The 21,964-nt window shown below is 34.7% G+C and carries 24 protein-coding genes; 19 read left to right on the top strand and 5 right to left on the bottom strand.

Features of this window, described 5'->3' with window-relative positions; all coding sequences use genetic code 11:
• The first annotated feature begins 64 nt into the window (after nucleotides 1-64).
• Both ACW0JX_RS17890 and ACW0JX_RS17885 read left to right on the top strand, forming a co-directional pair.
• A complete protein-coding gene (locus ACW0JX_RS17890) occupies nucleotides 65-721 on the top strand; it encodes a YneB family resolvase-like protein (protein ID WP_459244983.1) in 657 nt (218 codons plus the stop codon).
• A gap of 45 nt (nucleotides 722-766) precedes the next feature.
• Nucleotides 767-1,006: a DUF896 domain-containing protein gene (locus ACW0JX_RS17885; protein ID WP_000607015.1), complete on the top strand. Its 240-nt coding sequence runs from the start codon at nucleotides 767-769 to the stop codon at nucleotides 1,004-1,006.
• Between the two features lie 41 nt (nucleotides 1,007-1,047).
• Here the strand turns inward: ACW0JX_RS17885 and ACW0JX_RS17880 are convergent, their stop codons facing one another.
• Nucleotides 1,048-2,631 (bottom strand): bifunctional metallophosphatase/5'-nucleotidase, encoded by a 1,584-nt coding sequence (locus tag ACW0JX_RS17880; RefSeq protein WP_459244982.1) that lies wholly within the window; start codon nucleotides 2,629-2,631, stop codon nucleotides 1,048-1,050.
• A 184-nt stretch (nucleotides 2,632-2,815) separates the two neighbouring features.
• Between ACW0JX_RS17880 and ACW0JX_RS17875 the strand changes: the two genes are divergently transcribed.
• From ACW0JX_RS17875 to ACW0JX_RS17810, 14 genes are all read left to right on the top strand, one after another.
• Entirely contained in the window at nucleotides 2,816-3,754 is a 939-nt protein-coding gene (locus ACW0JX_RS17875; RefSeq protein ID WP_000915063.1) for a phosphate/phosphite/phosphonate ABC transporter substrate-binding protein, read from the top strand.
• A 95-nt stretch (nucleotides 3,755-3,849) separates the two neighbouring features.
• The gene (gene phnC, locus ACW0JX_RS17870) at nucleotides 3,850-4,623 is read left to right on the top strand and encodes a phosphonate ABC transporter ATP-binding protein (protein WP_053563801.1); all 774 of its coding nucleotides are present in this window, start codon (nucleotides 3,850-3,852) and stop codon (nucleotides 4,621-4,623) included.
• Entirely contained in the window at nucleotides 4,620-5,414 is a 795-nt protein-coding gene (gene phnE / locus ACW0JX_RS17865; protein WP_053563802.1) for a phosphonate ABC transporter, permease protein PhnE, read from the top strand. The genes phnC and phnE (ACW0JX_RS17865) overlap by 4 nt, the downstream gene beginning before the upstream one ends.
• On the top strand, nucleotides 5,414-6,217 hold the full coding sequence (gene phnE, locus ACW0JX_RS17860) for a phosphonate ABC transporter, permease protein PhnE (RefSeq protein WP_016080619.1): 804 nt from the start codon (nucleotides 5,414-5,416) through the stop codon (nucleotides 6,215-6,217). Before phnE (ACW0JX_RS17865) ends, phnE (ACW0JX_RS17860) begins: the two co-directional genes overlap by 1 nt.
• A gap of 298 nt (nucleotides 6,218-6,515) precedes the next feature.
• Nucleotides 6,516-8,516 (top strand): transketolase, encoded by a 2,001-nt coding sequence (tkt, locus tag ACW0JX_RS17855; protein ID WP_459244981.1) that lies wholly within the window; start codon nucleotides 6,516-6,518, stop codon nucleotides 8,514-8,516.
• A gap of 156 nt (nucleotides 8,517-8,672) precedes the next feature.
• Nucleotides 8,673-9,113, top strand: a complete 441-nt coding sequence (sirA, locus tag ACW0JX_RS17850; protein WP_459244980.1) for a sporulation inhibitor of replication protein SirA — start codon at nucleotides 8,673-8,675, stop codon at nucleotides 9,111-9,113.
• A 78-nt stretch (nucleotides 9,114-9,191) separates the two neighbouring features.
• Entirely contained in the window at nucleotides 9,192-9,413 is a 222-nt protein-coding gene (locus ACW0JX_RS17845) for a YneF family protein (RefSeq protein ID WP_001123317.1), read from the top strand.
• Between the two features lie 122 nt (nucleotides 9,414-9,535).
• Nucleotides 9,536-11,287 carry an ABC transporter ATP-binding protein gene (locus ACW0JX_RS17840; protein ID WP_050844429.1) on the top strand — a complete coding sequence of 584 codons (1,752 nt, stop codon included), beginning with the start codon at nucleotides 9,536-9,538 and terminating at the stop codon, nucleotides 11,285-11,287.
• Nucleotides 11,287-13,050: an ABC transporter ATP-binding protein gene (locus tag ACW0JX_RS17835; protein ID WP_016080622.1), complete on the top strand. Its 1,764-nt coding sequence runs from the start codon at nucleotides 11,287-11,289 to the stop codon at nucleotides 13,048-13,050. Before ACW0JX_RS17840 ends, ACW0JX_RS17835 begins: the two co-directional genes overlap by 1 nt.
• A gap of 132 nt (nucleotides 13,051-13,182) precedes the next feature.
• Complete coding sequence (locus ACW0JX_RS17830; protein ID WP_029443064.1) at nucleotides 13,183-14,229, top strand: GH25 family lysozyme; 1,047 nt, start codon at nucleotides 13,183-13,185, stop codon at nucleotides 14,227-14,229.
• Nucleotides 14,230-14,521: 292 nt separating this feature from the next.
• Nucleotides 14,522-15,541, top strand: a complete 1,020-nt coding sequence (locus ACW0JX_RS17825; protein WP_029443063.1) for an NERD domain-containing protein — start codon at nucleotides 14,522-14,524, stop codon at nucleotides 15,539-15,541.
• 23 nt (nucleotides 15,542-15,564) lie between these two features.
• Nucleotides 15,565-16,008, top strand: coding sequence for a hypothetical protein (locus ACW0JX_RS17820; protein ID WP_459244979.1), 444 nt, complete (start codon nucleotides 15,565-15,567; stop codon nucleotides 16,006-16,008).
• 239 nt (nucleotides 16,009-16,247) lie between these two features.
• Entirely contained in the window at nucleotides 16,248-16,394 is a 147-nt protein-coding gene (locus tag ACW0JX_RS17815; protein WP_000644411.1) for a BC1881 family protein, read from the top strand.
• 98 nt (nucleotides 16,395-16,492) lie between these two features.
• Complete coding sequence (locus ACW0JX_RS17810) at nucleotides 16,493-17,248, top strand: sulfite exporter TauE/SafE family protein (protein WP_000974667.1); 756 nt, start codon at nucleotides 16,493-16,495, stop codon at nucleotides 17,246-17,248.
• Between the two features lie 367 nt (nucleotides 17,249-17,615).
• Here ACW0JX_RS17810 and ACW0JX_RS17805 read toward each other — a convergent pair whose 3' ends face one another.
• Complete coding sequence (locus tag ACW0JX_RS17805; protein WP_000625226.1) at nucleotides 17,616-17,816, bottom strand: DUF3903 domain-containing protein; 201 nt, start codon at nucleotides 17,814-17,816, stop codon at nucleotides 17,616-17,618.
• A 142-nt stretch (nucleotides 17,817-17,958) separates the two neighbouring features.
• On the opposite strand from ACW0JX_RS17805, the gene ACW0JX_RS17800 reads away from it, so the two are divergent.
• Nucleotides 17,959-18,372: an NUDIX hydrolase gene (locus ACW0JX_RS17800; protein ID WP_053563807.1), complete on the top strand. Its 414-nt coding sequence runs from the start codon at nucleotides 17,959-17,961 to the stop codon at nucleotides 18,370-18,372.
• A 12-nt stretch (nucleotides 18,373-18,384) separates the two neighbouring features.
• Here ACW0JX_RS17800 and ACW0JX_RS17795 read toward each other — a convergent pair whose 3' ends face one another.
• Nucleotides 18,385-19,062, bottom strand: coding sequence for an LrgB family protein (locus ACW0JX_RS17795; RefSeq protein ID WP_000578965.1), 678 nt, complete (start codon nucleotides 19,060-19,062; stop codon nucleotides 18,385-18,387).
• A complete protein-coding gene (locus tag ACW0JX_RS17790; protein ID WP_000872365.1) occupies nucleotides 19,059-19,424 on the bottom strand; it encodes a CidA/LrgA family holin-like protein in 366 nt (121 codons plus the stop codon). The genes ACW0JX_RS17795 and ACW0JX_RS17790 overlap by 4 nt, the downstream gene beginning before the upstream one ends.
• Nucleotides 19,425-19,577: 153 nt before the next feature.
• On the opposite strand from ACW0JX_RS17790, the gene alsR reads away from it, so the two are divergent.
• A complete protein-coding gene (gene alsR / locus ACW0JX_RS17785; RefSeq protein ID WP_000423235.1) occupies nucleotides 19,578-20,480 on the top strand; it encodes an acetoin biosynthesis transcriptional regulator AlsR in 903 nt (300 codons plus the stop codon).
• Between the two features lie 90 nt (nucleotides 20,481-20,570).
• Here alsR and ACW0JX_RS17780 read toward each other — a convergent pair whose 3' ends face one another.
• Nucleotides 20,571-21,170: a histidine kinase gene (locus ACW0JX_RS17780; protein ID WP_089171618.1), complete on the bottom strand. Its 600-nt coding sequence runs from the start codon at nucleotides 21,168-21,170 to the stop codon at nucleotides 20,571-20,573.
• 169 nt (nucleotides 21,171-21,339) lie between these two features.
• On the opposite strand from ACW0JX_RS17780, the gene ACW0JX_RS17775 reads away from it, so the two are divergent.
• Entirely contained in the window at nucleotides 21,340-21,915 is a 576-nt protein-coding gene (locus ACW0JX_RS17775; protein WP_065229209.1) for an ABC transporter permease, read from the top strand.
• Nucleotides 21,916-21,964: the final 49 nt, after the last annotated feature.

Below are 21,964 nucleotides of genomic sequence, written 5' to 3'. Positions count from 1 at the left end.
TTCGAACAAATGGCGGATTTATGTTACACTATAGGGAAATAATAGTGAGAAAGAGGGGTTCAAAATGAATGCAATTATTTATGCACGTGTGAGTACAACGAAAGAAGCGCAAGAAACATCATTATTACGTCAAAAAGATGAATTATTGCATTTAGCTGAGCGCTATCAAATGAATGTTACTAAGGTGATTGAAGAGCAGGCTAGTGGATATACAATTGAACGTGACGGTATATTAGAGGTGTTGGATACAATTCGAGACGAACAAATTGATGTGTTACTTATACAAGATGAAACGCGCCTTGGTAGAGGAAATGCGAAGATCGCATTAATGCATTGTTTACATAAAGAAGGTATAAAAGTATATACGCATACACATAATGGTAAATTACAATTGTCGGATTCTGATTCGATGGTATTAGATATTATTGGTATTGTTGAAGAATATCAAAGAAAGATTCATAATTTGAAAATTAAACGAGGTATGCAACGTGCAGTAGAAAAAGGTTATCGTCCAGAAAATAATTTGAAAAATCGTCATTTAAGTGTAGGAAGAGAGAAAAAAGAAGTGCCAATTGAGGAAATTGTACGTTTGCGAAAAAGTGAACTCACGTTTGAAGAAATTGCAGCAACATTACGTGGATTTGGTCATAATGTTTCAAAGGCGACTGTACATCGTAGATATGTAGAGTATACGAAGCAATTGCTTGATAAAGAAGAGTAACTATTGTATGATAATAATCAGTTTTGATTAGAAGGGGGATTCGAGATGATTAATCACGAACTCGTTGAACGCATTAACTTCTTAGCGAAAAAAGCAAAAGCTGAAGGTTTAACTGAAGAAGAGCAACGTGAGCGTCAATCGCTACGTGAACAATATTTAAAAGGATTTCGTCAAAATATGTTAAACGAACTTAAAGGAATTAAAGTTGTTAACGAAGAAGGTACAGATGTTACACCGACGAAATTAAAAGCTTTAAAAAAGCAAGATAATGCAAAATTAAATTAAAAGATGGGCGAAGCCCATCTTTTTTTATTTGTAAAAAATCGTTATTTAATAACTTTCCAGTTGTTATTAACTGTTGCTTCTATCGTTTTATGTTCCAATATATAATTAGCGATAAGTTCAGACATATCTGTGGGTATATCTTTTACTACCGGTTTGTTTTGAAACATAAAGAAATTTCCCCCGCCACTTGCACGATAATTATTCATTACAACTTCATATTCTTCATTCATATTAAGAGGAGCACTGTTATGCTGTAAAGATTCTACTCTTTCACCAATTGGTTTTGAAATGTTTAATACATATGAAATCCCTTCCCACATATCATAATTATAATGTTGTGGTTTTGGTTCTATGTAGGTAGGACTTACGATGATGGATCCATCTGTTTTTAATGTGAAATAAGAAGCAGAGAGTTCAAGAGCGGCTTTTATATCAGCTCCAGTTATTCTAATTACTTTTAATGTGTTTGGATAAATATAATTAGAAACGATGTCACGCATTGTTACATGTTCCGGGAAACCTGGAGATGTATTATGGAACAAACTTGTACAAGAAATTGATACCTTAGCTATATCCATCTGTATTTTATTTATGAATTCGATAAAAGGATGATCGTGCAAACGAGTTTGCATAGCATCTGAAATTTGCATGTCCCCCTGAATGATTCCAATAGGTTGATCAAGCCACTTTTGTGTTTTCTCTTCGTAATCGGCTACCAATGAAAGTACATCTTGGTCCGCTTCAATTCCTTGTACAGATAATAATTCAGAAGAGCTCTCTTTTTTCACCCATTTATGTTTCGTTTTTTCGAATGTTACTTTTACTTTTCCGACTGAGTGTCCATTGCATCCGGGCTGTAAAATTGTTACACCGTTAGCTATTGTGTGAGAAATTTCTCTGTGTTGATGACCTGTTAGTAAAAGATCTATGCCTTCAATTTCATGGCACATTGCATATCCTTGGTTTTCACCTGTTAACACTTCAGTCGGTTCCCCAGTTTGTAAATCTCTTTCGAATCCACCGTGATAGGCTACGACTAATAAATCTGGTTTCTCATGTTCGTGAATATAAGAAACCCATTTTTTTGTAGTCTTTAATGCATCTTCAAATAGTAAATCTTTAATGTGATGGGCCTGTTCCCAATTTGGGATGTAATGTGTTGTTACCCCTAAAATAGCAATTTTTATATTGGATTCAATCTGTTTGATTATATAAGGTTTTCCGAAATAGGGTTTTTTTATGTTTTTATCTAAAATATTTGCTGATAGGTACGGGAAGTTCGCAGTAGTCACAGCATCATTTAATATATTCATCCCGTAATTAAATTCATGATTGCCGATAATTGCAGCGTCATACTGTAAGTAATTCGCTAATAAGGACATTGGATTTTTTTTGTTTTTTTCGTATGTAACGTAATGATAAGTAAATGGCGTTCCTTGAATAAAGTCGCCATTATCAATTAAAAGAACGTTTGTATTTTGGGAACGTTCTTTTTTTATAAGAGTAGAAATTTTAGCTAAACCAAGTTCTGCTGGGGAGTTATCTTGGTAGTGAATAGGATAAACAGTGCCATGTATATCGCTTGTTAATAAGATGTTTAAAGTTACAGTTTGATTTTGTTCCAATATGACTCACCTTTTCTATTGTTATCTTCCAATTAATCATATCAAATATGTGAAGTGAATTTTGATGTGAATGTATAGAATGTGTAAAGATTCTGTAAATAACCAATTGTGTATCAAAATATGTGATATATTTCTTCATGTTTACGGAAGGTTATTTTATAACAAGAAAAATGGAGGCATTAATATGTTGAAAAAAGTTTTTGCAATGAGCACAACAGTTGTACTAGCGGCCGGATTATTAAGCGGCTGCGGGACGAAAGAGTCCAGTGCAAGTAAAAATGAAGATACGAAAAAAGGTTATGTACCAAAGACCTTAAATGTTCAATTTGTTCCTTCTCAAAATGCGGATACGTTAGAGGCAAAGGCAAAACCATTGGAAAAGCTATTAAGCGATAAATTAAATATTCCGGTAAAAGTTAGTATTTCAACTAACTACAATACAATTGTAGAAGCGATGGCATCTAAACAAGTAGATGTAGGATTTTTACCGCCAACAGCGTACGTATTAGCACATGAAAAGAAGGCTGCAAATGTAATTTTGCAAGCACAACGTTTTGGAGTAGAGGATGAAACAGGAGCTCCTACAAAAGATTTAGTAGATTATTATAAATCTGAGTTTGTTGTTAAAAAAGACTCTAATATAAATAGTGTAAAAGATTTAAAAGGTAAAAAAATTGGTTATCAAGATGTAACATCATCAGCAGGATATGTATGGCCTGCAGCTGTTCTATTAAAAGAGGGAATTGATCCGCTAAAGGATGTGAAACCTGTTACATTAAAAGGGCATGATCAGTCACTTATTGCTCTTTTAAATGGTGATGTAGATGCAGCTGTTGTATTCCAAGATGCTCGTAATATTGTAAAAAAGGATTATCCGAATATATTTGATCAAACGAAAATAGTGAAATTTACTGAGAAAATTCCGAACGATACAATTTCTGTACGCTCGGATTTAGATGCAGAGTGGAGCAAGAAATTACAAGATGCTTTCATTGAAATTGGAAAAAATGAGGAAGGCCGTAAAATCATTAAAGAAGTATATTCTCATGAAGGATATATTAAATCTGATGATAGTAAATTTGATATTGTTCGTGAATATGGAAAGACAGTGAAGACGCAATAATACATAGTGAAATGGCGGCTAGCTGGAAGGTGTGAGATTTCAGTTAGTTTGCCGTTTTTTAGTTATTGATAATACATTGAAAGTAGGTAAGATGTGTGATAGAGTTTCGAAATGTTTCCAAAATGTATCCGAATGGCACAAAGGGATTGAATAATATAAATTTAAAGATTCAAAAAGGTGAGTTTATTGTAATGGTCGGATTATCCGGAGCTGGAAAATCTACACTTCTCAGATCTGTAAATCGTCTTCATGAGATTACCGAAGGAGAAATCTTTATTGAAGGTGAGTCTATTACTTCTGCGAAAGGAAAAGGATTAAGGCGTATGCGCCGGGATATCGGTATGATCTTCCAAAGTTTTAACCTTGTAAAGCGATCAACAGTATTGAAAAATGTATTAGCTGGTCGTGTTGGATATCATTCCACATTACGTACAACGTTAGGTTTGTTTCCGAAAGAAGATGTGGAGCTCGCATTTCAAGCATTAAAAAGAGTGAATATTTTAGAAAAAGCATATGCACGTGCTGATGAATTATCAGGAGGACAACAGCAACGTGTATCGATAGCTAGAGCATTGGCACAAGAAGCAAAAATCATATTGGCAGATGAGCCTGTTGCATCGTTAGATCCACTTACGACAAAGCAAGTGCTAGATGATTTGAAAAAAATTAATGAAGATTTCGGAATCACGACAATTGTAAATTTACATTCTATTGATTTGGCTAGACAATATGCGACACGCATTATCGGATTACATGCAGGAGAAATTGTTTTTGACGGTTTAGTAGAAGAAGCGACGGATGAAAAATTTGCTGAAATTTATGGGGACGTTGCTCAGAAAAGCGAATTATTAGAGGTGGCAGTAAAATGAAAGACGTGACGATATATTCAAATGAAATACCGAAGCCACCGAGTAATTTGAAACATATGTTAACGTTTATTTTAGTTATTTTAATGCTGTGGAGTAGTAGTGTACAAGTAGATGCATCATTTTCAAAACTGGTAGACGGTTTTCCAAATATGGTAGATCTATTGAAAGAAATGGTGCCACCTGATTGGAGTTATTTTCAAGTTATTACAACAGCGATGTTAGATACAATACGTATGGCGATTATCGGGACGACCTTAGGAGCGATTTTAGCTATTCCACTTGCATTGTTTGCAGCAAGTAATGTGTTTACTAACACATTTTTATACAGTCTAGCTCGAATGATTTTAAATTTTATACGAACAATACCAGATTTATTATTGGCGGCTATTTTCGTAGCGATTTTTGGAATTGGGCCACTTCCAGGTATTTTGGCTCTTACTTTTTTTTCAATTGGACTTGTAGCGAAATTGTTGTATGAATCAATTGAATCAATTGACCCTGGCCCACTAGAAGCGATGACAGCTGTAGGGGCTACTAAGGTACAATGGATTGTTTATGGAGTCATTCCACAAGTAAAAGCACACTTTGTTTCCTATGTACTATATACATTTGAGGTGAATGTACGTGCAGCGGCTGTCCTAGGTTTAGTAGGAGCAGGTGGTATTGGACTATATTATGATCGTACACTTGGATTTTTACAATATCAACAAACTGCTTCTATAATTATCTATACCCTTATTGTTGTTTTGTTAATTGACTACATTAGTACGTTGTTGCGGGAGAAACTATAATGAATAGAACGACGATGATTGTTCCAAAACCGAAGAAACCGAGTATATATCGCTGGATTATTTTAATAGCACTTACAGTTGTATATGTATGGGCCTTTTCAGGAGTGCCATTAGAAGGGATAAAGGACACAGCAGGTGAAATCACGAAAGCAATTATGACAGGGATATTGAATCCAGACTGGTCGTATGTATCTTTGCCAGATGGTGAAGATTTATTACATGGATTAATTGATACGTTGGCAATTGCGATATTAGGTACATTTATTTCTGCATTTTTATCTGTTCCGTTTGCCTTTTGGGCGGCAACGAATATGAGTAGTGGAAAATTAACTTCAGGATCTGGGAAATTTTTACTTAGTTTTGTTCGTACGTTTCCTGAATTAGTTATGGCTCTTTTATTTATAAAAGCTGTTGGTCCAGGCTCTTTTGCAGGAGTATTAGCCTTAGGATTACATTCTATTGGAATGTTAGGGAAACTATATTCAGAAGGAATTGAAAACATAGATAAAGGACCGACGGAAGCGTTACTAGCAACAGGAGCAAATCGTTTTCAAATACTTTGGTATGCAGTGTTACCACAAGTGTTACCGGATTTTCTATCGTATACGTTATACAGATTTGAAATTAATGTACGATCCGCTGCGATTTTAGGGGTTATTGGAGCAGGAGGGATTGGTACACCGTTAATTTTTGCGCTGAGTTCACGGAATTGGTCTCGTGTTGGGATTATTTTATTAGGTATCATTTTAATGGTAATTATAATTGATTTAATTTCAAGTTCGATTCGGAAACGGATTGTTTAACTTATTTGAAAAGCATCGAAGTTAGATGCTTTTTTATGTTTTTAAAAACATATTGAAAAAAGTAAGTATAGAAAAGAAGTTTGTATAAATATACAGATAATTCTCTTTCTTTTTAAAATAAAAATAATGAAAAAGTATGTCATATTGAATGCCCATACATTCCCGGAAACATTGATTTTTTTATGAAAAACCAAAAAAATATCAACATATTTGTCGATACATGTTGTATAATCTTGCGTGGGAAGCTATCATATAAATGTATAAAACGTTTACTAATATAAGCGAAGGGAAGAATAGCATGTCACATTCAATCGAACAACTTTCTATCAACACGATTCGCACATTATCCATCGATGCGATTGAAAAAGCAAACTCTGGTCACCCAGGAATGCCAATGGGTGCAGCACCAATGGCTTATACATTATGGACTCAATTTATGAAACACAATCCAAATAACCCAACGTGGTTTAACCGTGATCGTTTCGTATTATCTGCAGGTCATGGTTCAATGTTATTATACAGCCTACTTCACCTATCTGGTTATGATGTAACAATGGATGACTTAAAGAACTTCCGTCAATGGGGAAGCAAAACTCCAGGACATCCTGAGTACGGTCATACAGCTGGTGTAGATGCAACGACTGGTCCACTTGGACAAGGTATTGCAACTGCTGTAGGTATGGCAATGGCTGAAAGACATTTAGCTGCTAAATATAACCGTGATGCGTATAATGTAGTAGATCATTATACATACGCTATTTGTGGTGATGGAGATTTAATGGAAGGCGTTTCTGCTGAAGCATCTTCATTAGCTGCTCATTTACAATTAGGTCGCCTTGTTGTGCTTTATGATTCAAACGATATTTCATTAGATGGCGATTTAAATCGTTCATTCTCTGAAAGTGTAGAAGATCGTTACAAAGCATACGGATGGCAAGTAATCCGTGTTGAGGATGGAAACGATATTGAAGCAATCGTGAAAGCAATTGAAGAAGCGAAAGCTGACGAAAAACGCCCAACGCTAATTGAAGTAAGAACGACAATTGGTTTCGGTTCTCCAAACAAATCAGGGAAATCAGCTTCACATGGTTCTCCACTTGGCGTAGAAGAAACAAAATTAACGAAAGAAGCATATGCTTGGACTGCTGAGCAAGATTTCCACGTAGCAGAAGAGGTATACGACAACTTCCGTAAAACAGTACAAGATGTTGGTGAAACTACGCAAGCTGAGTGGAACACTATGCTAGGTGAATATGCACAAGCATACCCAGAATTAGCAAACGAATTCCAAGCAGCAATGAACGGTCAACTTCCAGAAGGTTGGGAGCAAAACTTACCAACTTATGAATTAGGATCAAAAGCAGCAACTCGTAATTCTTCTGGTGCTGTAATTAATGCAATTGCAGAGTCTGTACCATCATTCTTCGGTGGATCTGCTGACCTTGCTGGTTCTAACAAAACATACATGAATAACGAAAAAGACTTTACAAGAGACGATTACAGCGGTAAAAACATTTGGTACGGTGTACGTGAGTTCGCAATGGGTGCAGCAATGAACGGTATTGCATTACATGGCGGTTTAAAAACTTACGGTGGTACGTTCTTCGTATTCTCTGATTACTTACGTCCAGCAATTCGCCTTGCAGCATTAATGCAATTGCCAGTAACGTATGTATTCACACATGACAGTATCGCTGTTGGTGAAGATGGTCCAACACATGAACCAATCGAGCAATTAGCAGCGCTTCGTGCAATGCCAAACGTTTCTGTTATCCGTCCAGCTGATGGTAACGAATCTGTTGCAGCTTGGAGACTAGCTTTAGAATCTACAAACAAACCAACTGCTTTAGTATTAACTCGTCAAGACCTTCCAACATTAGAAGGTGCAAAAGATGATACGTATGAAAAAGTAGCAAAAGGTGCATATGTAGTTTCTGCAAGCAAGAAAGAAACGGCTGATGTAATCTTACTTGCAACTGGATCTGAAGTAAGCCTAGCTGTTGAAGCTCAAAAAGCATTAGCAGTAGACGGCGTTGACGCATCTGTTGTCAGCATGCCATCTATGGATCGCTTTGAAGCTCAAACTGCAGAGTACAAAGAATCTGTATTACCAAAAGCAGTAACAAAACGTTTCGCAATCGAAATGGGTGCTACATTCGGATGGCACCGTTACGTAGGTCTTGAAGGAGATGTGTTAGGTATCGATACATTCGGTGCTTCTGCTCCTGGTGAGAAGATTATGGAAGAGTATGGATTTACTGTAGAGAACGTTGTTCGTAAAGTAAAAGAAATGCTTTAATGATTTCAGAAAAATCTCTCCGGCATGGAGAGGTTTTTCTATGTAAATGAGTTTTTTCGACAGAAAAAGTTTTTTATCTCTCCGCAGTCAGACAATCATTGCAAATTTTCTTATATATAATGAAGAGAAAAGGTTGTCCAGATTGGGAGTGGAAAAATGAAAACGTATGAATTGTATTTAATTCAAGAGGATATTGCGAAAGCTTATTTTGGTCGTGAATATTTGTTTTTTGATTTATTTGCTCGATTTTCAGAATCTGGGTCCCTTTCGGAGAAAAAAGTGTTATATAAGCAAATGATGTATATAACGATGCCATTGCAAGTAATGAAAATTCATCATAAATTAGAACAAGCTTTGCGCGTTCTTGGTAAATATGATAGAACACATTATACACATACACTTTATACGGGAGCGGAGTACGGCGAAATAATGGTGAAACCGCACTATATTCGTATGAATACCTCTGGAAATGTCTCTATGGAAACGACTTTCTTTGAGGTGTTAAGAAAGTGTGAATTAACATTTTTAGCTATGGATTATGAAAATACAAAGTATGGATGGCTGAATCCTCTAAAACAAGTACGAACATATGTGTAAAAAATGTCGAATTGTATCTTGTCTTATTGAAAAGGTTTTAGTACACTGTAAGGTAGACAACATGAAGGAGGAAAATATATGCCAATTTGGTTAGGTATTCTAGTGGGCGTAGTAGCACTAGTAGCAGGCGTGGCGTTAGGATTTTTCATTGCCCGCAAATACATGATGAATTACTTACAAAAAAATCCACCAATTAACGAACAAATGTTAAAAATGATGATGATGCAAATGGGACAAAAACCTTCCCAAAAGAAAATCAATCAAATGATGAGCGCTATGAACAAGCAACAAATGAAATAAGCGCTAAAAGACACTCGCCAAGAGTGTCTTTCTTTTTGTTAGTTATAGTTTTTAAAACTTTTAAAAATTCTGTATTTTTGATAAACTGAAAACATCGCTCATTTTAAGGGAGGAGGAAAAAAATGAAAGTGTTTATGAATTTAGCGTGGTTTTTTAAACAAGAAAAACGAGCGTACATAACCGGAATTATTTTATTATTTGGCGTTGCACTTTTAGAACTTGTAGCACCAAAAGTAATTGGAATCGTTGTAGATGAAATTAATGATGGAACATTGACGACCGATAAGTTACTAAATTGGGTTGTACTATTAGTAATTGTAGGTATTACGATGTACATATTACGCTACATATGGCGTATTATGATTTTCGGGTCTTCGTTAAAATTAGCTCGCCAATTACGAAAAAATTTATATGAACATTTTACAAAGATGAGTCCATCTTTCTATCAGTCAAATCGAACAGGTGATTTAATGGCACATGCGACCAATGATATTCAAGCGATTCAGCAAACTGCTGGAGCGGGTGTTTTAACGCTTGTTGACTCATTAGCTGTTGGGGGATGTGTACTCGTAGCGATGGGTTTTACAATTAGTTGGAAGTTAACATTGTTAAGTTTAATTCCGATGCCGATTGTAGCCATTTCGACAAATTATTATGGAACGTTATTACATAAAAGGTTTCATAAAGCACAGCAATCGTTTTCGGAAATTAACGATAAAGTGCAAGAGAGTATGAGTGGAATGAAAGTGATTCGATCGCTTGGACAAGAGAAAGAAGATTTGCAGGCGTTTCGAAAAAAATCAGAAGATGTTGTGCATAAAAATGTGTTAGTCGCACGTATTGATTCGTTATTTGATCCGACAATCGCTCTTATCGTTGGATTTTCTTTTTTAATTGCAGTATGTTACGGATCGGTATTAGTTGTAAGAGGTGAACTAACAGTAGGTGATCTCGTTACATTTACGACATATTTAGGTACCCTCGTTTGGCCAATGTTAGCGTTTGGATGGTTGTTCAATATTATGGAGCGTGGGCGTGCTTCATATGACCGTGTAGAAAAAATTCTTTCACAAAAATCAGATGTAGTAAATAGAGAAAATGCTGTACATACAATAGCGAGCGGTAATGTTTCGTTTGCTGTTGATTCATTTTCGTATAAGAAAAATGAACTGTTACATTTAACCGATATTCACTTTGATTTGAAGAAGGGCGAAACGCTAGGAGTTGTAGGACGTACAGGTGCAGGGAAAACGACTTTATTAAAATGTTTAATCCGTGAGTATGATCATTTTAATGGTGAATTAAAAGTTGGGGAGCGAGATATTCGAGATTTAACACTTCATGGTGTCCGTTCTGCTATTTCATACGTGCCGCAAGATCATTTTTTATTTTCAGCAAGTATTGGTGAGAATATTGCCTTTGGAAAGGCGGATGCTACATATAATGAAATTACCCAAGCTGCAGAGATTGCTTGTATTCATAATGACATCCTCCAATTTTCAGAAGGATATGAAACAGTAGTAGGGGAAAGAGGCGTTTCGTTATCTGGTGGTCAAAAACAGCGAATCTCTATTGCTCGTGCTTTATTAACAAATGCTGAAATTTTAATTTTGGATGATTGTTTATCAGCGGTAGATGCAAAAACAGAAGAGACGATTTTAAGTGCCTTAAAGAGGGAAAGAGCAGGGAAAACGACGATTATTACTGCACACCGATTAAGTGCAATTCAGCATGCCAATCTTATTCTTGTTGTTGATGAAGGTAGAATTGTACAAAGAGGTACACATGAGGAATTAATGAAGGAAAACGGCTGGTATAAGGAAATGTATGAAAGCCAGCAATTAGAAGCTTTAGTCGAGAAAGGAGGCGTATGATGGTAGAGAAGAAGCGAAGTGATTTAAGTAGATTGCTTTCTTATATGAAGCCATATAAAGGGTTGCTATCTTTAGCATTTATCTTTTTAGTTGGTGCGACAGTAACGGAAATGATGGGGCCTTTTTTAATTAAACAATTCCTTGATGAACACCTAGTACCGCGGGATTTTGAACAATCAGCACTCGTTACTTTATTTGTAATTTACATAGTTGCTCATTTATTAAAAGTATTATTTACGTATTTAAATCTATTGTACTTTCAGAACATTGCTTTTAAGATTGTTCAAGATATGCGAGTTGAAGTATATGAACATGTTCAAAAGCTGTCATTAAGTTTCTTTGATCGTACGCCAATTGGTACGCTCGTATCTCGTATAACGAATGATACGGAAGCGATTAAAGATTTTTATGTCAGTGTATTATCAACATTTGTGAAAAATGTAGTCTTTTTAGTAGGTATTTTAATAGCGATGTTTTTATTAGATGTAAAATTAGCGCTATTTTCTCTCGTATTAATTCCGATAATGTTTGCGATTATGGTATTATATCGCCGGAAAAGTGCAGCTTTTTATTTAGAAGTACGTAATCAACTAAGCGTGTTAAATGCAAAATTGAACGAGTCCATACAAGGAATGAATATTGTTCAAGTGTTCAGACAAGAAAAACGTATGAGAAAAGAGTTTGAAGAAGTGAATAATAAACATTATAGTGCAGGACGACGTACTTTGAAGTTAGATGCATTACTTTTACGACCAGCTACGGATTTAGTACATATTGTAGCTATTGCGTTAGTACTAGGTTTATTTGGGATTGATGCCTTAAAGAGCCCTGTTGAAGTAGGAGTTTTATATGCTTTTGTTAACTATATACATCGTTTCTTCCAACCTGTAAATGAGATGATGATGAAATTGTCCTTTTTCCAACAGGCACTTGTTTCGTCATCACGTGTATTTCATTTAATGGACGAGAAAGATTTAGCACCGGTTCAAAAAGGCAATGAGAATCCTCAAGTTGTGGATGGAGATATTGAATTTAAAAATGTTACTTTTTCGTATGATGGAAAGCGTGACGTTTTAAAAAATGTATCATTTCACGTGAAACAAGGGCAAACGGTTGCTTTTGTTGGGCATACTGGTAGCGGAAAAAGTACGATTATGAATTTGTTAATGCGATTTTATAATATTAAGTCAGGAAATATTGTAATAGACGGTGTAGATTTAGAAAAATTTGAAGAACGAGAAATTAGAAAGAAAATAGGACTCGTATTGCAAGATGCATTTTTATTTGCTGGAAATGTAAAGCAAAATATTCGTATGTATAATGAAGAAATTACGGATGAAGAAGTAAAAGAAGCTGCTCGATTTGTGCAAGCGAATACGTTTATTGAAAAGTTACCAGAGCAGTATGAAACAGAAGTAGTAGAAAGAGGTGCAGCATTTTCAAGCGGTCAACGACAATTAATTGCTTTTGCTAGAACGATAGCAACCAATCCGAAAGTATTAGTATTAGATGAAGCAACAGCTAATATCGATACAGAAACAGAAGAGGCTATTCAAACAGCGTTGCAACAAATGCGAAAAGGTAGAACGACGATAGCCATTGCGCATAGGTTATCTACAATTCAAGATGCAGATCAAATTTTTGTGATGCATGATGGAGAGATAGTAGAAAGAGGAACACATCAAGAATTACTAAGTGAGCAAGGTTTGTATTATAATATGTACTTGTTACAAAATAAAGGGAGTTTGCAAAAGGCCTTGTAAATACAAGGTCTTTTTTATTTTGTATACAAAATATATTTACTCTTTGTTTCTATAGCATAAATGTCGTGTCCTCTTATGAAACTTGTACATATTGTATGTATACGAAGTAAAAAAATTGATAGGAGATTTTATATGCAAAACAGATCGAGTTCAAATGTTACGTTTATTGATGTGTCTCATTGGGAAGGGAATATTGATTGGAATGCAGTGAAGGCATCTGGAATTCCAGCAGCGTATGCAAAAGCGACAGAAGGTGTAAATTACATTGATCCTACTTTTACTAAAAATGTACAAGCAGCCCGAAGTGCGAATATATTAATTGGTGCATACCATTTTGCACGCCCAGAACAAAATGATGCAATTTCAGAGGCAAAATATTTTGTGAGTATATTACAAAGTAACCAGACAGACTTAATGCCAGTTCTGGATTTAGAATCACCAACAGATCCGAGTAATAGTAATTTAACTGGTAGCGCTATATCGAATTGGGCAAGAAGCTTCATAAATTATGTGAAACAGGCTACTGGAAAAGATGTAATGTTATATACAGGAGTTTGGTATATTAATGAGTTCGGAATTAGCGGATTAAGTGATATTCCACTTTGGATTGCTAAATACTCGAGTACACCGCCTGCTGATGCTGGTGGATGGACAGCGTGGACAGCATGGCAGTACACAGATTCTGGACAAATTTCAGGTGTAGGAAATTGTGATGTATCAGCTGCAGTTTCACTAGAAGCTTTACAAGGGAATGGAGCAAGTGGTGGAGGGAATGTTTCTCCGCCTAATAATGCAACTCCAGTGTATGGGGTTGCTATAATTAATGGAGATAATGTGAATTTGAGAAGTGGACCATCTTTGCAGTCTAGTGTAATTCGCCAATTGAATCGTGGCGAAACATATGAAGTTTGGGGAGAACAAGATGGATGGCTTTGTTTAGGGACAAATCAGTGGGTATATAATGATCCGAGTTATATTCAGTATAAACATTATGTGGCGACTATTACTGGTGATAATGTAAATTTGCGTGACGCTCCATCATTAAAAGGAAATGTTATAAGACAGTTACATCATGGTGAATCGTATCGAGTATGGAGTAAGCAAGATGGATGGCTTTGCTTAGGGACAAATCAATGGATATACTACGATCCAAGTTATATTCAGTATGGTGTACAATAGAGTAAAAATAAAAGGTGCCCCGTCAGAGGTGCCTTTTATCCCGCATTAACTGGCGGTAAGACCCCCACCTCAAAATTCAGCGGAAGCAAAGAAGTTAGGTGGGGGATCAATTGCCAGTAAACGCCCGATTGGTTCAACTAATAATCAGTGGGGAATGAACAAAACCCCCACTGATTAAAGTTTCACTTTATTAAAAATGTACAACTTTTACAAAGTCTATATCGAAACCATAGTATACTATAGTAGATATATTTATAAAAAATAATAGAAAATGAAATAAAGGGGTAAAAATATGAATTATGTGCTAATAGGTGCGGTTTTAATATTATTAGCTGTAGTATTTGTGCTGTTTTATAAAAATAAACAGTTAGAATCAGAGAGTCAGCAAGTAGAATTTGAAAAGAAACAAGCAATTGAAACGTATGAAAATGAAATTGCAGCTACGGTGATAGAGCATAAAGAACAACAAAATAATTTAAAAAATATGGAACAGAAAAAATACAATGATTTACAAGTAAGTGCAAATAGAGAAATTGAAAATATGCGTATGATGAAAAATCAATTAGCTATACAACATAGTAAAGAACGTAGTGAAATACAAAATAAACATAATAACGAAATACATATGTTTCAAAAATTAATTGCAAATTTACGAGAATATACTAAAAACGGCGCTGAAATGAATACGTACGAAACATTACATTATATGAAGCGAGGATTCATAGAGCAAGGCATCATATTAGATGCTGAAATTGAAATCATGCCGAATGTTTTTATTAAAAATAATAGTGAAATAAACGATAATCGAATCCATCATCTCATCTTGTGCAAAACTGGTATTTATCTACTTGAGACGAAAGAATGGGAAGAGAAATTAATTCATGGTTTAACGAAAGAAAATGCTGGTATATATTCATTTATGATTGATGAAATGGGTAAGTATCAACAAGAAGTTGAAAAAGAAGAGACATTTGAATATATAGTAGGTAAAGATTCGTCAACTATACAAGTGAAAAATGAAGGGAACCCAGTATATAAGGCGAAGAAACTATCTCAAATTTTATACAATTGTTTGAAAGAAATGCAGGCTAATAGTATAAAAGAAAAGGTAAAACCAGTTGTATATTTTTATAATGAAAATGGAAAAGAAATAATAGATCTTTCAAGTGAGGAGACACCTAGATTAAAAGATCGGGAGCAAATTGTAACGTTCTTCAGAAATGAAATCTTAGCAGGGAAAATAGTATATACAGTGCAAGAATTAGAACAGATTCGAGAAATGATTAGCAGGATGAATTATATAGTGAGTTAAAAGGGGAGATCTTTCTGAGCGCTATGTTACGTGGCATTTTGTATGTCTATTTTTGTTTGTATATAGTAATGTACATTGTATTTATATTCGTCATCGATATGATCCATATGCCCTTAAGTGTAAGGAGCATTTTTGTAGTATTCATACCATTAATAGTATGCACTGTACAACTAAGTGTAAATGAATATACATCAAAGTTTAATCAAAATAGATGGTTAAATCATGCAGATAAGCGTGTACATATGGTAGATGATCTATTACAAAAATATAAATTAATAGGGAAATCAAATGAAGAAATTATCCAATTTTTAGGATCTCCAACGGAAACGAGAAGTGGAGAAGAAGGAGTTACCACTTTGTATTATCTTGGGACTGAACGTGGCTTTATTCCAATAGATAGCGAACAGCTTGTTTTACAATTTGATAGAGATGGTAAAGTCATGGAATATACGGTGCATAAAGATTAAAGAAACGTAGAGGGAAGCTATATGTTATAGCTTCTTTTTTATTTTTCAATATGTCACGGAAGGGAGAGAAGGTTTTTGAGTGGAATAAGGAATGAAAGCGGAGGTGATGCATATATATAGATGCATTGGGTGATTATTAGTCCGATTGGTGAGGGGTAATAATTAATAAGTACGGACAAAAACCCCACTCATTAAAGTTTCACTTTATCGTATTGTATAAATGAAAAGGAGGTAAGACGGTGAAAGCAATCCCGACTGATGTCCTGAGTAAAGAATTGATGGAAAGAGAAGGAGTTATCTCTATTACAGTAAAGGAATTTGAAAAGATAGAAGTAGCTGGAGTGGTGGTCGCTGGTCCAGCAGTTATTTTGATTAATCAAGATTAAGTACATATCATTGAAATAAAAAGCATCCATCTAGGATGCTTTTTATTTGTATGTAAGCATAAATATGATGGATAATTGTGTTACTGGAGGGAAAGTCTGTGGCAATAATTATAACAATGTTAGTAATGGGTATTTTATTAGGATTTGTTGGAGCGGGAGGAGCTGGGTTTATTATCGCGATACTCACTTTAGTATTCCAAATTCCTATTCATGTTGCTCTTGCAACATCTTTAACTGCAATGGCATTTACGACATTATCAGGTGTTGTAAGTCATTACCGTGAAGGCAATGTTGCACTTATTATAGGCGGGATTGTTGGGGGATTTGGCGCAATTGGCTCTTATATTGGTTCTAAATTTGGTTCACTTATACCAGCACATCTTCTTCATTGGTTTACAGCTGGGATGTTATTTTTATCGGCAATTTTTATGTTTATTAAATTAATTATGTTCCAAAACAAAGAAAAGTCGTCTTTATATAAACATAAAGAGTTTTCCGTGAACTACTTGTTGAAATGTGTATGCCTTGGATTAGTTACTGGAATGATGGCTGGTTCATTTGGGATTGGTTCTGCACCGTTTATTCAACTTGGATTAATGGTTCTATTGGGACTTACGATTCAGCAATCTGTAGGGACAACAATGCTTGTTATATTACCGATTGCAATTGGAGGCGGGATAGGATATAGTTCGGAAGGATATTTAGATTATATATTGTTATTGCAAGTATTGATTGGGACCATGTTAGGGGCATACATTGGCGCGAAGTTTACAAATTATGCACCGCGAACGCTTTTGAGGTTTTCGATGATTATGACACCGGTTTTAGCTGGGTGTATGCTATTGATGGAATAAAGTGAAATTATAATCAGTAGGGGGTTACTGCTTACAAATAGCGGGATAAAATTAATATAGCAAACTATTAATATATTTTACGAATGAATTATATAGGTAATTCATATTTCCCATATAAAAGGATTTGTTTTAATATTATGAGTGTAAAGTTCGAGTATTCGAAGTACTACTTGAATTATATCCCTATCCCTTTTCTAAAAATGCGAACAAGTTTTGCCCTATTCTATTCAATAGTTAATTGCATAGAAATATATTGTTCGATGACCATTATGGAACGTACATAATGGGAAAATCCCGATCCTTAAAGAGGATGCCCCTAATCTTCATGTGAAAATATGATCGGATATGAAAGCTGCCCAATTTATGGTCAGCTTTCTTTTTGTTCGAAAATTATTTCTTCTTTAATTTCTGTTTGCAATAATACAGTTTTTCCGAAGCGACGTTTGCATTCCGCGCGCACTTTTTCAAGGGCTAGTAGCTGAGTAGTGGCGGGAACTGTGACAATAGCTTGGCGAGGTTTTCGATTTTCTTCACAAAAGACACATTCCACAACATAATTAGAAATCATATTTTCATCCTTCCATTTTTAACTTCTAAGAAGGGATTGTCTATGAAGTTGATGTAACTTTTCGTCATTGTTTTATTATTTTCCTCTTTTTTTCAAGGGGAAAATAATAAAGAAGGCGAATTTTAGTAGGGGAGGGATGTTTATGGAGAGATGGATAGGTAGTGCAGCGGTATGTGTAAATGAAAAAAATGAAGTTTTAATGGTACTGCAGGGAAAAGAGGGAGAAGAAAAAAGGTGGTCTGTCCCAAGTGGAGGACTTGAAAAGGGAGAGACACTAGAAGAATGTTGTATCAGGGAAGTTTGGGAAGAAACAGGTTACAATGTGGAAGTTGTAAATAAAATATATGAAAAAGAGGGTATTACATACGGTGTTCCAGTGTATGTCCATTATTATTTTGTTAAACAAATAGGCGGTAATATGAAAATACAAGATCCTGATGAGTTAATACATGAAATTGCTTGGAAAGGGATACATGAAGTTGAACAATTGTGTTTAGCTTTTCCAGAGGATTATGAATTGCTGTACCAATATATAAATAAAGAAGCAAGTATGTAAATACTTGCTTCTTTAATGTATCCAAGACAAGAAAAGCGGAACGATAACTAAACTAGCGCCTGCTGTTAAAAGCATGGATAAACTTGCAATTGTTCCTTCCACAGGACCGATTTCGAATGCTTTTGATGTACCGGTTCCATTTGCGCTCGTTCCTAACATAATACCTTTTGCGATTGCTGTTTTAATACGGCAAATACGTATGAGAGAAGGACCGAGCAATGCTCCTGTTAAGGCAGTTAAAACGACAAATACAGCAGTTAATTGTGACATACCACCAATCATTTCTGAAATAGCCATTGCGATTGGTGTTGTTACGATATGTGGCGCTAAACTATGTTCTAGTGATGAATCAATTTGAAAATAATTTGCTAGTAGTGCTGAAGTAATGACTGATAAAAACGAACCGACAATGACATTAAGTAAGATAGCCATTCCATGTTTCTTTAATAAATCAAAGTATTTATAGATTGGCCATGCAAAAGCAACTGTTGCGGGTTTTAATAATTCAGTTAACCAGTGACCACCAGATTCATATGTTTCATAAGGTGTATCTAATCCGAGCAATAAAGCAATTAAAATAATGGGACAGACGAGAAGAGGAGAAAGTAGACTCCAATTCCATCGTTGATACATTTTTTTTGATAGCCAATATGTGAATAGTGTTAATAGTAAACAAAGAAATCCGATCATTGCGTTGATCCTTTCCGCTTTAGTAGCAATTCTGTTAAAAGTCCTGTAACTAAGGTAACGCAAAGAGTGCTAATCATAATAATTAAAATGAGATCGATTCCATATTGTGTTAGTGTATCTCTGTAACGTATGACAGCGACTGCAGAAGGGATGAAAAATAAAATAAGTTCTTTTAATAAAAAATCTGCTCCGTCCTGTATCCATTCTTTTTTAACTAGGTTAAATTTTAATGAAATTAATAATAAAAAAATACCGATTATACTTCCTGGAACTGGGAGGTGTGCCTGTTTTGCAATCCATTCACCTGTCCAAGCGAAACAAAATAGTAATAAAATTTGTCCGCTTAACTTCCACCATTTCATACAGTAACCACCTCTTTCTTTTTTTACATAAAAATTGTAAAAAAGAATTAACAATTTCTACTATACGTTCATTCAAAATATTTGTCTAATATATAAATTATATGTTATTAATATATTAGACATATTAATCGAAAGTGAAAAGGGTGTCCAAAAATGGAATTACGGCATTTGCAATATTTTGTTGTTGTGGCAGAAGAGTTACACTTTGGACGGGCGGCTGCTCGTTTACAAATGACACAACCACCACTTAGTCAACAAATACAGCAATTAGAAAAAGAAATGGGAGTTACATTATTTTCAAGAACGAAAAGAAAGGTTGAACTAACAGAAGCAGGAGAAATGTTTTTAAAAGAAGTAAAAAAGGCGTTTGAACAAATTGAAAAAGCAGTAGAAGTTGCACAAAGTGCGCAAAGGGGAGAAGTAGGATCACTTTCAATTGGTTTTGTAGGTGCGGCGATATATGATATTTTACCATCAATTGTTAGGGAATATAGAAAAAAATTTCCGAGAGTGTCTGTTGCATTACATGAATTGTCAACACCAGATCAAGTTCATGCACTTCATGATAACCGTATCGATATTGGCTTTTTACGTCCACCAATTCCAACACAATTATTAGAATTAGAGCCAATTCAAAGGTTATCATGCACCTTATGTTTACCAAAGGCACATCCACTTGCAGAGAAAGATGAAATACATATAGAAGATTTACGAGATGAGCCGTTTGTATTTATTACGAGACCAGTATGGCCAGCTTTGTATGATACAATTTTATCTCTTTGCAGAGAAGTTGGATTTAGTCCGCGTATTGTACAAGAAGCAACAGAGTATCAAACAGTTATGGGGCTTGTAGCAGCAGGGATTGGAATTACAGTAATACCCGTGTCGGCAAATAAGTTATATAAAACAGAAGTTGTATATAAAGAGTTATATGATTCTAATTTTGTTGCAGAAATGTCAGTGGCTTACAAAAAAATGAATAGTAATCCAGAGCTGCTAGAGTTTTTAAAAATTGCAAGAGAGAAGAAAAGAATAGAAGTAGAAGATGAGCAATAGTAGTAACAGAATATGGATTTAATTCAAATCCATAAAAGTACACCTTATTAAACAATAAAGCGGAAATGCAACTTAAGTTGCATTTCCGCTTTATTGTTCTTTTTTTAGCTCGATACTAAATAGATAAACGTGTTCATTTTCTTTTAAGAGTAGATCAATACCTGTTTCTTCATCAATGGTAGGAATGCTTACAGTTTTTTTACTGCTTTGGATTACAGCAGCTAAGGTTGTTTTTTGATTGTATTTTAAATTTTTTATAGATTGGATTGTAGTAGTTGCAGAGCTATTTACGCTTGGTGGCGCTTCTTCAGGAACAAGTGTTGAACCACCTTCAATATTCAGATACCACTGCCTTTTTTCTTGTATATCTTTATCGAATTGGAAATGTGGCGGTAAAAAAGAAAGCTTTACTTTCTTTTTTGAAAAATGTGAGGTAGCTATATTAGCAATTTCTTTTGTTTTTTTACCATTGTTATAATAATCAATTGTAGCATTTATTTCATCTTTATCATTTTTAAGAGTAACGTTATAAAATATGCTATTTCCTTCTTGAAAAGGAGTCATTTGTAAAATAGAAGCTTGCTCTTTTGTTAATTTGTATGGCTCAACAATGGCAACTTCATTGTTTTTTATTTGGCTACAACTTGTGAGTAATAATAAACACAAGATTGATAGTAATTTTATACGCATGCAATCTCCTCCTTTTTACAATTATATTCTAAATGTGATTTTTTATCATTTCGTTTTCTAGGACTAAAGACTTAGAAGAAATTCCGATTGTAGTGCGATGTTTAAAATGTCATATTTTTATACACTAGTAGTATAGAATGCGTATGTAATAAGGTAGGGGAAGAATTTTATGTCTTTATGTCGGTTAGCGAGAAAAAATATTAGAACATTTGCTACCAAAAGGATGAAGCAATTTATGTGGATTGCTATGAGTACTATGATTTTGTTTTTTATGATATCGTTACAATTTAATGAAGGAGCTATTTTGAAAGTAGGGGATGCATTTGTATTTCAAATGTATTTTTACACACTGTTTATTGTACTAATTTTCATATGTATTTTTACTACATATAAAATGATGTACTCCCTTTTGCTAGTGAGGAGAGAGGAGTTTACATCTTATGTAGCAGAAAATATAAAAAGAAAAGAAGTACTATGTTTATTATGTCAGGAGCAATTATTCATTTATGGAGCAGCGTTTGTTTTTGGATTAGTTAATGGGATGTTATTTTTAAAATTATTTACGGTTATCTTTATGAAAATCGCAGGGATACAAGGAGTAAATAGTGCGCCAATTACAATATATGCAGTTGTAATTATTAGTGTAATTATGATGACTGTCGTTTTAATATCGATGATGCAATGTTATCGATTTGTTCGAAGTTTAAAAGATGAAAATTCGTTGCGGTTTAAAGAAAGGGCATGAGAAATCATGCTTTTTTCTATTTTACACGTAAAAATAATCATGTTACAGT

The organism is Bacillus sp. C-3-6 (genome assembly GCF_054509685.1).
The sequence above is the reverse complement of the archived record's forward strand: the minus strand, read 5'-3'. Positions and strand labels throughout refer to the sequence as shown.